Here is a 14,595-nt window from a genome sequence, read left to right on the forward strand (position 1 = left end):
GAAGTTTGAATTTAAAAATTAATGGTAACCAACTTGAAGTGCCAGAGAGTGTGAAAACAGTGGCTGAGCTACTTACGCATTTAGAGTTAGATAACAGAATTGTAGTAGTAGAGCGTAATAAAGATATTTTACAAAAAGATGATCATACAGATACATCTGTTTTTGATGGAGACCAAATTGAGATTGTAACTTTCGTAGGAGGCGGTTGATTATGTTAAACATTGGACCATTTTCATTTCATTCTAGACTTTTATTAGGAACAGGGAAATTCCCTGATTTTGATGTACAGCAAAAGGCAATTGATGTATCTGAGGCTGAGGTTTTAACGTTCGCAGTACGTCGTATGGATATATTTGATGCAAAGCAGCCTAATTTATTAGAGAAACTTGATGTGAAAAAATATACGTTATTACCGAATACAGCTGGAGCAAAAAATGCTGAAGAAGCTGTTCGTATTGCAAAATTAGCAAAAGCTTCGGGGCTTTGCGATATGATCAAAGTAGAAGTTATTGGTGATGATAGAACGTTATTACCTGATCCAGTAGAAACGTTAAAGGCATCTGAAATGTTACTAGAAGAAGGATTTATCGTACTTCCGTATACATCTGATGATGTTGTATTAGCACGTAAATTACAAGAACTAGGTGTGCATGCAATTATGCCAGGAGCATCACCAATCGGTTCAGGGCTTGGTATTGTAAATCCGTTAAATTTAAGCTTCATTATTGAACAAGCGACAGTACCAGTTATCGTTGACGCTGGTATCGGTAGCCCAGCTGATGCGGCATTTGCGATGGAATTAGGAGCGGATGGTGTGTTATTAAATACTGCTGTATCGGGAGCAAAAGATCCAATAAAAATGGCACAAGCAATGAAATTAAGTATTGAAGCAGGACGATTAGGATTTGAAGCGGGGCGTATTGCACGTAAGCGTTGTGCAACAGCAAGTAGTCCTTTAGAAGGAATGAGCGTAGTTGAATAATCGATATTCTCGCCAAGAATTATTTTCTCCAATTGGAGAAGAGGGGCAACGAAAGATAAGAGAAAAGCATGTACTCATTATCGGTGCAGGTGCATTAGGTAGTGCAAATGCAGAGATGTTTGTAAGAGCAGGTGTTGGCATAGTAACGATTGTTGACCGAGATTATGTCGATTGGAGTAATTTACAAAGGCAACAATTGTATGCAGAGAGCGATGTAGAGAATAACCTACCGAAGGCTGTAGCGGCAAAAAAGCGTCTAGAAGAAATTAATAGTGAAGTAAGAGTAAAAGCTCTCGTTCAAGATGTAACTGCTGAGGAATTAGAAGAACTCGTTACAAAGGTTGATGTAATGATTGATGCAACTGATAATTTTGAAACACGTTTTATTGTAAATGATATAGCGCAAAAGTATTCTATTCCATGGATTTACGGAGCATGTGTAGGGAGTTACGGCCTTTCTTACACAATTCTTCCTAGTAAAACGCCATGTTTATCTTGTTTATTACAATCGATTCCGCTTGGCGGAGCGACATGCGATACAGCGGGCATTATATCTCCTGCTGTATCTCTCGTCGTTTCTCATCAAGTAACGGAAGCTCTTAAACTGTTAGTGGAAGATTACGAGTCACTTCGAGATGGACTTGTATCGTTTGATGTATGGAAGAATGAATACTCATGTATGAATGTGCAAAAGCTTCGTAAGCATAATTGTCCTTCGTGTGGAGAGAATGCGATATACCCGTATTTAAATAAAGAAAATACATCGAAAACAGCAGTTTTATGCGGGAGAAATACAGTTCAAATTAGACCACCTCATAAAGAAGAAATGGATTTTGAACGATACAAAGAGCTGCTGAATGATCGTGTGAATGATTTAAATGTAAATCCATATTTATTATCATTTTCTGTGGAAGAAAAGAGATTAGTTGCTTTCAAAGATGGACGTGTACTTGTACATGGAACGAAAGATATAAGCGAAGCAAAAACGATTTATCATCGCTATTTTGGATAGAAAAGGATGAGTGGGATGAAAGTAAATAAAGCTTTAACAATTGCAGGATCTGATAGCGGCGGCGGTGCCGGCATTCAAGCAGATTTAAAAACATTCCAAGAGCTTGGTGTGTACGGGATGACGACTATTACGGCAATTACTGCTCAAAACACGCTTGGCGTTCAAGGGGTATATCCAGTTCCGTTAGAAGGCATTACGGAACAGCTGAATTCAATTGGTACGGATTTAACACCAGATGCTGTGAAATTAGGTATGTTATTTAGCAGTGAAATTATTCAAATTGTAGCAGAATATATTAATAAATTTGGCTGGAATAATATTGTGCTAGACCCTGTTATGATTGCTAAGGGCGGTGCATCATTATTACAACAAGAAGCAGTACAAGCATTAAAAGAATATTTGTTACCAGTAGCAACCGTTGTAACACCGAATGTTCCTGAGGCAGAAGTGTTAACTGGGATGGAGATTCATAATGTTGAAGATAGTAAGGAAGCTGCGAAAGTACTGCATGAATTAGGTGCGAAATACGTGCTTATGAAGGGTGGACATGCAGAATATCAAGGTAATGAGGTAATTGATTTACTCTTTGATGGTGAACAATTTATTGAATTTAGAAGTGAACGAATTCCTTCAAAGCAAACGCATGGAAGTGGGTGCACATTTGCTTCAGCGGTTACTGCAGGACTTGCGAAAGGATACTCGATTGAAGAGGCAGTTCAAGAAGCAAAACGATTTATTAGTATAGCAATTGAAGAGCCATTGAATATTGGAAGTGGTCATGGGCCGACGAATCATTTTGCATATAATTTGAATAAAACGCAAGCATAGGTAAGTAAAAAGTCAGTTGTATAGCTGGCTTTTTTTGTTTACTTTTTCCAAATACAGGAGTAATATATCAGCCAGAATACATTTTTTTGTAAACGCTGAGTCCAAATATAAGGAGCGGAGGAACCAATTTGTGCAGTGTCACTAGGGGTGAATCTTTCAATTTTGAAAGTAGGGCTACTCTCAAAGTCCGAATCCGACAGCTAACTTCGTAAGCGTCTTGAGAGAGGACGGTGCCATGATGGATACATCACTTCATCGATCTGATTAGTATAGGGGAATATCAATCTATGTTTGATTTCTTTTATGCTAAGGAGGATGAGGTACATGGAGCTAACACTTATTTGTGTTGGAGAAGAAAGTAAGGTAAATAGTTTAAGAGATTTAGTAGCATTTCAACATGAGTTAATTATTTTTACAGCAAGTGAAGAGATAGCTGCTGAAGTTAGGAATTGTGGGTTTGATTGGACTTATAGCTGTAGTAAGGCACAAGATTTTACTAGTATTTGTGAGTGTATTAAGAAGGTGATTTTACTAGGGGATGAGCTTCCAATCGTTAGCTTCTTCACAGAACACATTCGCTTTTCTTTTCAAGCACCTATTACTGTTGTTACAAGGAATAAACGATATCCAACGAGGCTCTATGAAACAATGGGAGCTACATTTGTTGTGTTTACGAATTGTGATAATATTTCTTTTTTATTTTTTGAATAGGGCGGGGGAAAAAAGATGAAGGTTTTGTTACTAGGAGATATAGCGAATCGTTGGGCGGTATCAGTAGAGCGGGTTCAAGAATTGGTGGTGCTTGATCCTATTTTTCCAAGGCCCTATATCATATTGCCATCGAAAGACGCTTTATATTTAAAAACAGATGTTATCGAATATGAGCAGCTACATGCAGAATTGTCACAAGTTTATATTCGCGGGAGAAATTTACGTGCTTTTTTACGAGGAGAATAAATAGTGAAATAAAAAGAGCGAATGCTAAGTGCAACAAGCTATGCACTTTATGTCATTCGCTCTTTTTATTTCGTATTGAAAAGATCATTTCTGTGAAAATGAAAGAAAAGACGAGTAAATAGATGAAAGAATATTAATAACACTCAATGTAAGCGTTTAAATAGATGGATATTTTCTTATTTTCAGTAATTTAGCTCTTTACAAGTTAAATATAGAGGAGTATATTTACTCTCATAAATCATTCATAAAATTTCCAAAAAAACCTAAAATCGCTGAGTTCCAGAAATGGAGCGGGGGAACCAATTTTGTGCATCGTCACTTGGGGTGAATCTTTCAGTTTTGAAAGTAGGGCTACTCTTTAGGCCCGAATCCGACAGCTAACCTCGTAAGCGTTTAGAGAGGAGGTTTACTTTGTGTTGTTCATTTCGAACACTAAGTAGAGCTTAGTGTTCTTTTTTTGATCATTTAATGGTAAATTTTTACAAAAAGAGAGGGATAGCTATGTTAGATGTTGTAATGATCGGGATTTTTGTTGTGTTAGTCGCATCGATGGCAAGTCTTGCAAGTTGGTCAGATAAAGTTGTGAAAGAAGGGAAGCAATCATGACGGTTGCCTTATCGGTTATTGTTGCAGCAATTACGGTGTACTTAGTGTATGCATTATTAAATCCAGAAAAGTTTTAATTAGGGGGAATCATTCATTATGATTTGGGTCGCAGTTGTTATTACAATGCTGTTGTTTATTCTTGTGGCAAAGCCAACGGGAATTTATTTAGAGAAAGCATTTCAAGGTAGTAAAAAGTTAGATAAAGTATTCGGGCCTTTTGAAAAACTTATTTTTAAAATTACGGGTGTAAAAGAATACAATCAAACGTGGAAACAGTACGCACTATCATTAGTTTTATTAAATGGATTTATGATTGTTGTCGTATATTTCATTTTCAGACTACAAGGGGTATTGCCATTAAATCCAGCACACATTGAAGGAATGGAGCCTACGCTCGCTTTTAATACAGCAATTAGTTTTATGGCTGATACAAACTTACAGCATTATAGCGGTGAAAATGGTTTATCTTATTTATCACAATTAATCGGAATTACATTTTTAATGTTTGCAGCACCGGCAACGACATTAGCACTCGTTATGGCATTTATAAGAGGGCTCGCTGGAAAAGAACTTGGTAACTTTTTCGTTGATTTTACGAGAGCACTAACGAGGGTTTTTCTTCCTATCGCATTTATTGCGGCGCTAGTCTTTGTCGCACTTGGTGTACCACAAACGTTAGACGGGGCCGTTACAGCACAAACGATTGATGGCGCGAAACAAAGTATATTACGTGGGCCAGTTGCATCATTCGTTTCCATTAAGGAACTTGGAAATAACGGCGGTGGATTTTTCGGAGCAAACTCTACGCATCCTTTTGAAAACCCAGGACAAATGAGTAATATTTTGCAAATGATGCTTATGATGTTATTGCCAACAGCACTTCCATTTACGTACGGACGAATGGTAGGAAATAAAAAACAAGGTCGTATTCTCTTCGTATCACTATTCATGGTGTTTCTACTAGGGTTTATAACGATTACGACATCTGAACTAAATGGAAATCCAGCGTTAAACGGAATGGGTATCGAGCATGTACAAGGAAGTACAGAAGGAAAAGAAGTACGATTTGGAACGGTATTTTCTTCCCTATACGCAACAGTGACGACAGCTGCTGAAACAGGAGCCGTTAATACGATGCATGATACGTTAACACCAATTGGCGGGTTAGTACCACTCGTAAATATGATGTTAAATACAGTGTATGGCGGCGTTGGAGCAGGCTTTGTGAACATTATTATGTATGCGATTATCGCAGTCTTTATATCTGGATTGATGGTTGGACGGACACCAGAGTTTTTAGGTAAGAAAATTGAAGGTAAGGAAATGAAATTAATTGCGGTAACGATACTATTTCATCCACTGCTTATTTTAGGGTTTTCAGCATTAGCTCTTTCAACAAGTTTAGGAACGGATGCCATTTCTCATTCTGGTTTCCATGGTTTAACGCAAGTGGTATATGAATACACATCGTCGGCTGCGAATAATGGATCTGGATTTGAAGGGTTAGCGGATAATACACCGTTTTGGAATATTACAACTGGCTTAGTTATGTTTTTAGGGCGCTATTTCAGTTTAATTACGATGCTAGCTGTTGCAGCTTCATTGAAAGAAAAGACGGTAGTACCAGAAACAGTCGGAACGTTCCGTACAGATAATAGTTTATTTGGCGGCATTTTCATCGGAACAATTGTAATTGTCGGTGCATTAACATTCTTCCCGATGTTAGTACTCGGCCCAATTGCAGAATTTCTTACATTGAAGTAATGGAGGGTAAATGATGAGACCGGTAGTAGTAAAAGAAAAGAGAGTAAATGAGTCACAAATACATGCTGTAGAAGATGAAGTTAGACAAGCAAAAACGATGGATCGTGATATCGTGACACATGCGATGAAACAATCCTTTGCGAAATTGAACCCGAAAGTCATGATAAAGAATCCGATTATGTTCGTTGTAGAAATTGGATTTATCATTACGTTCATTTTATCTTTTCTTCCAAGTCATTCTAGTAGTGTACCAGGATGGTTTAATATAACAGTTTCTCTCATTCTCTTGTTTACAGTTTTATTTGCTAACATTGCAGAAGCGTTAGCGGAAGGGCGGGGGAAAGCGCAAGCTGATTCTTTAAAACAGTCGAAGAAAGATGTGTTTGCAAATGTTGTAAAAGAAAATGGAGACATTGTTCAAGTTTCGGCAACTGATCTGAGAAAAGATGACGTTGTTATTGTAAAACAAGGAGAAATGATTCCAAGTGATGGGGAAGTAATTAAAGGATTAGCGTCTGTTGATGAATCTGCGATTACAGGGGAATCAGCTCCTGTAATAAAAGAAGCGGGCGGTGATTTTTGTTCCGTAACAGGCGGAACGATGGTCGTAAGTGATGAGATTACAATTGTCATTACGAGTAATCCTGGTGAATCATTTATTGATAAAATGATTTCGTTAGTAGAAGGAGCTGCTCGTCAAAAAACGCCGAATGAAATTGCTTTAAATACAGTATTAACGAGTTTAACGCTTATTTTCTTAATCGTTGTTGTGACGTTGCCGATTTTTACAAACTATTTAGGATTTCAAATTGATACAGCTGTACTTGTAGCGTTGTTAGTTTGTTTAATTCCAACGACAATTGGTGGTTTATTATCAGCAATTGGTATTGCTGGGATGGACCGCGTGACAAAGTTCAATGTGTTAGCGATGTCGGGTAAAGCAGTAGAAGCTGCGGGTGATATTAATACAATCATTTTAGATAAAACAGGTACGATTACTTTCGGGAACCGAATGGCACATACATTGCTTCCTGTAGGAAATGAGACGATTGAGCAAGTAGGGAAATGGGCCGCGATTAGTTCAGTCTTAGATGAAACACCAGAAGGTCGATCAGTTATAGAATATGTAAAAACGAAAGCTATATCATATAATCGAGAAATTGCAGAGCAAGGTGAGTTTATCCCGTTCAAAGCAGAAACGAGAATGAGTGGTGTGGATTTACAGGACGGAACGAAAGTGAGAAAAGGTGCTGTAGGTAGCGTAATTGAATGGGTTAGGTCACAAGGTGGAACGATTCCGAAAGATGTAAATCAAAAAGCAGATTCCATTTCCAAAGAGGGCGGGACACCACTTGTAGTTGCAGTGGATAATCGTATTTACGGTTTAATTTATTTAAAGGATACAGTAAAGCCAGGTATGCGTGAGCGTTTTGAACAATTGCGCCAAATGGGGATTAAAACGGTTATGTGTACAGGTGATAACCCGTTAACAGCAGCAACGATTGCAAAAGAAGCAGGGGTAGATGAGTTTGTTGCTGAGTGTAAGCCAGAAGATAAAATTGCGGTTATTAAAGCAGAGCAAGATAAAGGGAAACTTGTAGCGATGACAGGTGATGGTACAAATGATGCGCCGGCATTAGCGCAGGCTGACGTTGGATTAGCGATGAATAGTGGTACGACAGCTGCGAAAGAAGCAGCGAATATGATTGATTTAGATTCGAACCCGACAAAAATTATTGAGGTTGTAGGGATTGGTAAGCAATTGTTAATGACGCGTGGTGCGTTAACGACGTTTAGTATTGCGAACGATATTGCAAAATATTTTGCAATCATTCCAGCGATGTTTACACTTGCGATTCCGCAAATGGAGGCATTAAACATTATGAAACTAACATCACCACTGTCAGCGATTTTATCAGCATTACTATTTAATGCAGTTATTATTCCATTACTCATTCCATTGGCGATGAAAGGTATCGCATATAAACCAATGAGTTCGAATGCACTACTTGGCCGAAACCTACTTATTTATGGACTTGGCGGAGTGATTGTACCATTCATTGGAATTAAAGTAATTGATATAATTGTCGGCTTGTTCATATAAGGAAGAGGGGAAAAAGATGGCGAAGAAACAAAGTATACTATCACCAATTATCCGTATTACTTTTACATTTTTAGTGTTGTGCGGGCTTGTATATCCGCTTATTGTTACTGGTATTGCACAAGCAGTAATGAAGGATAATGCGGATGGAAGTTTAATATATAATGATAAAAATGAAGTGATTGGTTCTAAATTAATTGGCCAAAATTTTACAGATCCACGTTATTTTCATGGGCGTGTTTCTAGTATTGAATATAAGGCAGAAGCATCTGGTTCAAATAACTATGCACCGTCTAATCCAGATTTAGAGAAACGAGTAGAGAAAAGTATTGAAGAGTGGAAGAAACAAAACCCAACTGTTCCAGTTACAGAAGTGCCGATCGATTTAGTGACAAATTCAGGTTCAGGGCTTGATCCTGATATTAGTCCGAAGGCAGCTTCTGTACAGGTAGAGCGTATCTCAAAAATAACGAAAGTTCCGAAAGAAACGTTAGATCAATTGATTAAAGATCAAACGGAAGGTGCGGCACTTGGCTTATTTGGGGAGAGCCGCGTAAATGTTTTAAAGTTAAATTTAGAATTACAGAAACTACTGAAATAGTAACAGTGCTACCTCAATCTAACGGATTGAGGTAGTGTTGTTTCGAAAGAAAGGTTGTGAGTGTTTTGTATGCGGATGACTATAAACCAACGTTTCAAAGGCGAACACCAGAAGAGTATTTAGAATATATTCGTCAGCAAAACCGCGGGAAGTTAAAGCTATATGTAGGGGCGGCTCCAGGAGTAGGGAAAAGTTATAAAATGCTACTTGATGCTAGAGAGATGAAAAAGGATGGTATTGATATTGTAATTGGTTTAATTGAAACACATGGGAGGGAAGAGACAGAAGAAGCGATTGCTGATTTAGAAAAAGTCCCTTTAAAAGAAATAGATTATAAAGGAAAGGGATTTTATGAGCTTGATGTGGAAAGAATCATAAAGCGGGCACCACAAATTGTTGTTGTGGATGAACTTGCGCATAGTAATATTCCCGGATCGAAAAATAAGAAACGTTACATGGATGTGCAGGAATTGTTAGATGCCGGTATATCTGTATTATCAGCATTTAATATTCAACATTTAGAAAGTGTTCATGACATTGTAGCTCAAATTACAAATGTAAAAGTAAGAGAGCGTATTCCAGATTTTATTTTGCAAAAAGCAAATGAAATTCAACTTGTTGATGCAACACCTGAGGTACTCCGGAAGAGATTAATCGATGGAAAGATATATAAGGAAGAAAAAATTCAACAAAGCTTACAAAACTTCTTTACGCTTAATAATTTAGGGGCACTCAGAGAATTATCCCTTCGGGAAGTGGCAGATGATATGGACGAGAAAATTAGCCAAACCGTTATAGAACCGATTGGTGTAAAAGAAAAAATTCTCGTTTGTGTACAATACAGTTCAACAGCAGAGAAATTAATACGGAGAGGTTGGCGTATGGCGGATCGCTTAAACGCTGAATTGTATGTATTAAATGTTGAAAGGGAAAATATAGAGTCCCTTTCAGCAGGGAAAAAGCAAACGATTGAAGAGTGGAAGTTGCTAACGAATCAATTTGATGCGAGTTTTGTTTTAGAAGAAGCAAAAGGAAGAAAGCCAGCGGATGTTATTATTGAAGTCGCGAAAAGACTACAAGTAACGCAAATTTTACTCGGACAATCAGCAAGAACAAGGTGGGAAGAAATTCGAAAAGGTTCAATTGTAAATGAAATTATGAGAGAAACGAAGTATATTGATATTCATATCGTTGCAGATCAAAGAGTTTAGAATAGAGACCATCTATAGGTCTCTATTTTGCTTTTTGTACAGCCTGAAAACGTAGCATTTTCATTGCGCATAAAATGATAAATAGAAATGTAATTGCACCTAGGAAGAAAATCCAAAAGTAATTTTGATTAAATACAAGAAAGCCACCTACAAGTGGCCCTGTGCCCATACCGAGATAGCGTATGAAGTTATACATACCGATGGCTGTTGCGCGTTCTTGTACGAATTCTTCCGTTAATAAAGTAGTGTGAGTTGGCATAGAAAGTCCCATACTAAAACCGTATAAAGATGTAACGATAATGATGAATGAGATATTGATGCTATATGTGAAAGAGAATAAAGTGACACATATAATATTGAAGAAACTAGTGATGAATAAAGCTTGCTTTGTTGTGAGGCATTTTTGCAAAAGCTTGTAGCAATAACTTCCTAACATAATAGAAAGGGACATCGGTACAAATATAAGACCAATTTTACTTGCAGTTAAGTGAAATGAATTTGTTAAAATGCTTGGTAAAAAAACGAGGAAGCAAAAGTAAATACAAAATTGAATGAAGCCAATAAGAGTAATAGAAAATCCAGTTTTATTTTTTAAGATAAACCAGTAACTCTTTTTTGCTTGCGGTTGCTTAATTACAGTTGGTTTTGTTTCTGGAAGTAGTGAAATGTTTATAATTAATAAGAGAATGCCAAGTGTAGATAAAAATAAAAATACGTATAAATGGCCATTTATACTGCCGAGATAACCACCTATAAGAGGGCCAATTGCAGGTGCGAGAGCAAGTAACATTTGATACAGGCTCATCGCTTCTCCGCGTTCTTTTCCTTCAAATAAATCACCGATAATCGTTGCTGCAACTACAGGGATAGCTGCTATTCCTATAGCTTGAACAGCCCTAAAAAATAGAAATAAATAAATGTTCGCCGAAAAAGCACATCCGATTGAACCAATTGTACTAATGATTAAACTAGGGATAAGGACAGATTTTCTCCCTTTTGTATCAATTAAAGGTCCATATATGAGCTGCATAATTGCAAGAACGAATGTGAATAGTGAAACTGTTACATTTATTAGATAAAGAGAAGTGTGAAAAGAAGCTTGAATCATAGGCAAGATAGGCGTGTAAATATTTTGAGCGAAGGAACCGAGTAAGGCACTCATACAGACAACGTATAAAATGAAATGTAGTTTGGATTTTTTCATTATGTTAACCTCCTTGTAATTTAGTTTCCTCGGAAACTAAATTTATTTTAACATGTTTTTCTCACTTGTAAATATGAAAAAATGATTTTAAAATGGTATATAGTTAAATTGTTTCTTTGGAAACTTAGGGGGCGAACGGATTGGAACGTACAATGAAACAAATGGAAATAATTTCGGACATTCGTACACTTTTGCATAAAAAAGAAGAACATTTGAAAGGGCAAAATGAGAAGTTTCTTCGTGAGACAGGTATAAGTGGTATGTCTTTATCTGAATTACATGTGATCGAGTGTATCGGAAAAAATGCTCTGATGAATGTAACTGCTATTACGACAGAAATGGGAATGACAAAGGGTGCAATCTCTAAAATTTGTACAAAGTTGTTTCAAAAGCAATTCGTTGAGAAGATGCAAATGTTAGATAATCAAAAAGAAATTTTCTTTCGCTTAACGGAAAGCGGAAATGAAATATATAAAGCTCATGATAAATTGCATAAACAAGCTGAAGAAAAGTGGCTGCTACTGTTAGATGGATATACGGAAGAAGAGCAAAATTTTATTCAAAGGTTTATAAAGGATGTCTCCAAACATCTGGAAATATAATTGGAAGAAAAAACTCCTTTATTTCAAGCCTTTTGAATATAATTTCTAAAAAAACTCATATATAATAGAGAAAGATACTTAACATAGTGAATAATTAAAGAGTCAATATATAAAGAGGAGAGAATAACATGCTTGAAAATACGGGATTAGTATTAGAAGGCGGCGGTATGCGTGGTGTATATACGGGCGGGATATTAGAATATTTTATGGAACAAGATTTATATTTTCCATATGTAATTGGTGTGTCAGCCGGTGCTTGTCATGCAGCGTCGTATCTTTCCAGACAAAGAAATAGAAATAAAACAGTAAATATTGATTATGCATCACACCCACAATATTTATCGTATAAAAATTTATGGAGAAAACGCCAATTGTTTGATATGGAGTTCATTTTTCATGAAATTCCAGAAAAACATGTCCCGTTTGACTTTGAAACATATTTTAATAGTCCAGAGCGTTTCCTTGTAGGCACAACAGATTGTGAAACAGGACAGTCTGTTTATTTTGAAAAAGAGGGAACGAATGATGATGCACTAAATTTATTACAAGCATCTAGTTCATTACCTTTCATTGCACCTGTAGTAAATTACCGTGGTAAGCAGTTATTAGATGGCGGGATTTCGGATCCGATTCCAGTTCGTAAAGCGCAAGAAGATGGATTTAAAAAATCAGTCGTTATTTTAACGAGAAATCAAGGTTATGCTAAGAAAAAGTCAAAGTTTGGATGGGTGGCAGCGAAAGCTTATAAAAAATATCCGAAACTTGTTAATACGATGTTGAATCGTTATGAAGTATATAATGAAACACTTCACTACATTGAAAAAGAAGAGCAAGCTGGGAACTTATTTGTTATTCGTCCAGAAGTACAGCTTCAAGTAGATCGTATGGAAAAAGATACGGCAAAACTACAAAACCTATATGAGCAAGGCTATGAAGATGCAAAGAGACAGTTTGCAAATTTACAGTCGTTTTTACAAAAATAAGTATTAGGCTGTGGAGAAGAGTTTCTCCGCAGCCTTTTTATATTGCTTTTAAAAAGATGTATTAATGTTTAAGTGTTTAAAGAGTTTGTAAAACATCGGGTTTCTTATTGAGGAGAATTTATTTGAAGGATATTATGATGATGTAACGCTACTAAACTATTAAATTTATGAGGTGATTGTTAATGAAAGGAAAAGTTTTTTCAATTACGACTTTAGTAATATTAGCAACATCAATCTCAACAAGTGCATTCTATCCAACTCTAAGCGGTCACAAAAGCGGTAACCTACTATCTTACAGAGCTCAAACTACTACGAATCAAAATGCATCTCGTTGTTCAGTAGCAATTTCTTTTATTAAATCAAATGGAAATAATTCATATATTGAAAGCGCTTCGGACAAATTAGGATCCCATGAATCTGGAAGAGCATTAAACGCAACTGTGAGTAATGGTGCATATAACGCCTTTGGTGCAAAAGGACTATACTCTGAGCATTATGCTAATGAGAATAATGACTATCAAGAAGATACACACAAAGGTACTTTTGATAGTAATGGTAACTTACGATTACAGTGGTAAAAAGCATTGAACAGTTGTCTTAATAAATATTTGCATAAGGAGAAGGGGATGTTCATCATCTCCTTCTTATTTAAAAGGAGCACAGACATGTACCTAGCTTTTAAAAATATAAAAAACAACAAACTATTTTCCGTAATTCTTCTTATGGCATTTTTTATTTCTTTTCTTTCTATATCAGTAGCTGCGCTTTTAACAGAATCTAAACGGAATTTTATATCTGCTTTTCAAATCGGTTTCCCAGAAAACAATCAAATTTTAACTGTTCCGATAGCGAATGCAACTGAATTGGAAGAAATAATTCCTTTCATACAAGATACTTTTGTGAAAAGTGATATTTACGTAGAGTATTTAAAAGCATTAAATAGTTCAGGGGCAACAAAGATCATAGCTGTGAATTTAAAAGATGATTATTATTGGAAGCCATATATTTCTGAAGGACAATATTTTCATCGTGAAAATGTAAATCATATGGTTGTTGGTGATCAAACGAATGTAGAGGAATTATATGAATTTGATGATACATATAAAAAAATAGGAACTATATCGAGAAAAGACAGTGACGTCGGTGTAGCAGGCATATACGTTCCACTTCAAAACTTACCTACTATATCTAAAAAAGGTATTATCGCGAGTAAACAATTACAATTAACAGTTGTTAATCCTACATCATCTATTCATAACGAAATAAAAAAGTTTATGGATAGGAGTAAAGAAGTGCTTTCGGGAGATGTTCAAATACTGAATGAACGAGATCTTCAGGAACTACATGTGACACATATAGATCCAGCAAATAAGTATTATTATAAATTCATTCTTGTTGCAATTGTTTCTGGCATTTCTGCGGTTTTATTTTGGATTTATAAAAAAGAACGAGAGATTTCATTAAAAAAGGCAGTAGGTGCTTCTAATATATCTATTTACTGCGAACTATATATTCAAATTTTGTTTATTTCTCTAGCAGCGATGTTCTTAGTTTTTATTACGCTAGAAATATTTTCGGGAACAATTCATACGTATTTTCAGACATACTTAGTAAAACCGTTAACACTATATGTAATGATATGTAATGTTGTTTTTATAATTTTTCTTACATTTTTTGTTACTGTAATTCCAATCAAGCACGTTATAAATATATATCCCGGAAAACATTTAAGAACGTAGGAGGT

17 protein-coding genes and 2 riboswitches are annotated in these 14,595 nt (G+C 36.1%); of the genes, 16 read left to right on the forward strand and 1 reads right to left on the reverse strand.

Features of this window, described 5'->3' with window-relative positions:
* Window positions 1-5: 5 nt before the first annotated feature.
* From thiS to kdpDN, 12 genes are all read left to right on the forward strand, one after another.
* A complete protein-coding gene (gene thiS, locus NHG49_RS04140) occupies window positions 6-209 on the forward strand; it encodes a sulfur carrier protein ThiS (RefSeq protein ID WP_001049510.1) in 204 nt (67 codons plus the stop codon).
* 2 nt (window positions 210-211) lie between these two features.
* Window positions 212-982: a thiazole synthase gene (gene thiG, locus NHG49_RS04145; RefSeq protein ID WP_000931995.1), complete on the forward strand. Its 771-nt coding sequence runs from the start codon at window positions 212-214 to the stop codon at window positions 980-982.
* Complete coding sequence (gene thiF / locus NHG49_RS04150; protein ID WP_064473923.1) at window positions 975-1,994, forward strand: thiazole biosynthesis adenylyltransferase ThiF; 1,020 nt, start codon at window positions 975-977, stop codon at window positions 1,992-1,994. The genes thiG and thiF overlap by 8 nt, the downstream gene beginning before the upstream one ends.
* 6 nt (window positions 1,995-2,000) lie before the next feature.
* Window positions 2,001-2,822 carry a bifunctional hydroxymethylpyrimidine kinase/phosphomethylpyrimidine kinase gene (gene thiD, locus NHG49_RS04155; protein ID WP_098111380.1) on the forward strand — a complete coding sequence of 274 codons (822 nt, stop codon included), beginning with the start codon at window positions 2,001-2,003 and terminating at the stop codon, window positions 2,820-2,822.
* Between the two features lie 83 nt (window positions 2,823-2,905).
* Window positions 2,906-3,053: riboswitch (cyclic di-AMP (ydaO/yuaA leader) on the forward strand.
* A gap of 93 nt (window positions 3,054-3,146) precedes the next feature.
* A complete protein-coding gene (locus NHG49_RS04160) occupies window positions 3,147-3,533 on the forward strand; it encodes a hypothetical protein (RefSeq protein WP_142289398.1) in 387 nt (128 codons plus the stop codon).
* A 15-nt stretch (window positions 3,534-3,548) separates the two neighbouring features.
* Complete coding sequence (locus NHG49_RS04165) at window positions 3,549-3,779, forward strand: hypothetical protein (protein ID WP_000866315.1); 231 nt, start codon at window positions 3,549-3,551, stop codon at window positions 3,777-3,779.
* Between the two features lie 260 nt (window positions 3,780-4,039).
* Window positions 4,040-4,185, forward strand: a riboswitch (cyclic di-AMP (ydaO/yuaA leader).
* 95 nt (window positions 4,186-4,280) lie between these two features.
* Window positions 4,281-4,385 carry a SipW-dependent-type signal peptide-containing protein gene (locus tag NHG49_RS04170; protein ID WP_000887889.1) on the forward strand — a complete coding sequence of 35 codons (105 nt, stop codon included), beginning with the start codon at window positions 4,281-4,283 and terminating at the stop codon, window positions 4,383-4,385.
* Window positions 4,382-4,462: a K(+)-transporting ATPase subunit F gene (kdpF, locus tag NHG49_RS04175; protein WP_000214976.1), complete on the forward strand. Its 81-nt coding sequence runs from the start codon at window positions 4,382-4,384 to the stop codon at window positions 4,460-4,462. Before NHG49_RS04170 ends, kdpF begins: the two co-directional genes overlap by 4 nt.
* A gap of 19 nt (window positions 4,463-4,481) precedes the next feature.
* Window positions 4,482-6,149, forward strand: coding sequence for a potassium-transporting ATPase subunit KdpA (kdpA, locus tag NHG49_RS04180; RefSeq protein WP_064473919.1), 1,668 nt, complete (start codon window positions 4,482-4,484; stop codon window positions 6,147-6,149).
* A 13-nt stretch (window positions 6,150-6,162) separates the two neighbouring features.
* Window positions 6,163-8,253, forward strand: coding sequence for a potassium-transporting ATPase subunit KdpB (kdpB, locus tag NHG49_RS04185; protein WP_154132034.1), 2,091 nt, complete (start codon window positions 6,163-6,165; stop codon window positions 8,251-8,253).
* Window positions 8,254-8,269: 16 nt separating this feature from the next.
* Window positions 8,270-8,851, forward strand: coding sequence for a K(+)-transporting ATPase subunit C (gene kdpC, locus NHG49_RS04190; RefSeq protein WP_088047978.1), 582 nt, complete (start codon window positions 8,270-8,272; stop codon window positions 8,849-8,851).
* 56 nt (window positions 8,852-8,907) lie between these two features.
* Window positions 8,908-10,062: a KdpD-like non-kinase potassium sensor gene (kdpDN, locus tag NHG49_RS04195; protein ID WP_222655152.1), complete on the forward strand. Its 1,155-nt coding sequence runs from the start codon at window positions 8,908-8,910 to the stop codon at window positions 10,060-10,062.
* Between the two features lie 22 nt (window positions 10,063-10,084).
* Here kdpDN and NHG49_RS04200 read toward each other — a convergent pair whose 3' ends face one another.
* Window positions 10,085-11,266, reverse strand: a complete 1,182-nt coding sequence (locus NHG49_RS04200; protein WP_088047977.1) for an MFS transporter — start codon at window positions 11,264-11,266, stop codon at window positions 10,085-10,087.
* Between the two features lie 152 nt (window positions 11,267-11,418).
* Between NHG49_RS04200 and NHG49_RS04205 the strand changes: the two genes are divergently transcribed.
* The 4 genes from NHG49_RS04205 (at window position 11,419) to NHG49_RS04220 (ending at window position 14,590) form a co-directional block, all read left to right on the forward strand.
* Window positions 11,419-11,868, forward strand: a complete 450-nt coding sequence (locus NHG49_RS04205) for a MarR family transcriptional regulator (RefSeq protein WP_370458114.1) — start codon at window positions 11,419-11,421, stop codon at window positions 11,866-11,868.
* A 128-nt stretch (window positions 11,869-11,996) separates the two neighbouring features.
* A complete protein-coding gene (locus NHG49_RS04210) occupies window positions 11,997-12,851 on the forward strand; it encodes a patatin-like phospholipase family protein (protein ID WP_000892705.1) in 855 nt (284 codons plus the stop codon).
* Window positions 12,852-13,033: 182 nt separating this feature from the next.
* Window positions 13,034-13,429 carry a hypothetical protein gene (locus NHG49_RS04215; RefSeq protein ID WP_064473913.1) on the forward strand — a complete coding sequence of 132 codons (396 nt, stop codon included), beginning with the start codon at window positions 13,034-13,036 and terminating at the stop codon, window positions 13,427-13,429.
* Window positions 13,430-13,516: 87 nt separating this feature from the next.
* Window positions 13,517-14,590 carry an ABC transporter permease gene (locus NHG49_RS04220; RefSeq protein ID WP_064473912.1) on the forward strand — a complete coding sequence of 358 codons (1,074 nt, stop codon included), beginning with the start codon at window positions 13,517-13,519 and terminating at the stop codon, window positions 14,588-14,590.
* Window positions 14,591-14,595: the final 5 nt, after the last annotated feature.

Origin of the sequence: Bacillus sp. IBL03825 (genome assembly GCF_024712505.1) — a bacterium.
GTDB classification, from domain to species: Bacteria; Bacillota; Bacilli; order Bacillales; family Bacillaceae_G; genus Bacillus_A; species Bacillus_A wiedmannii.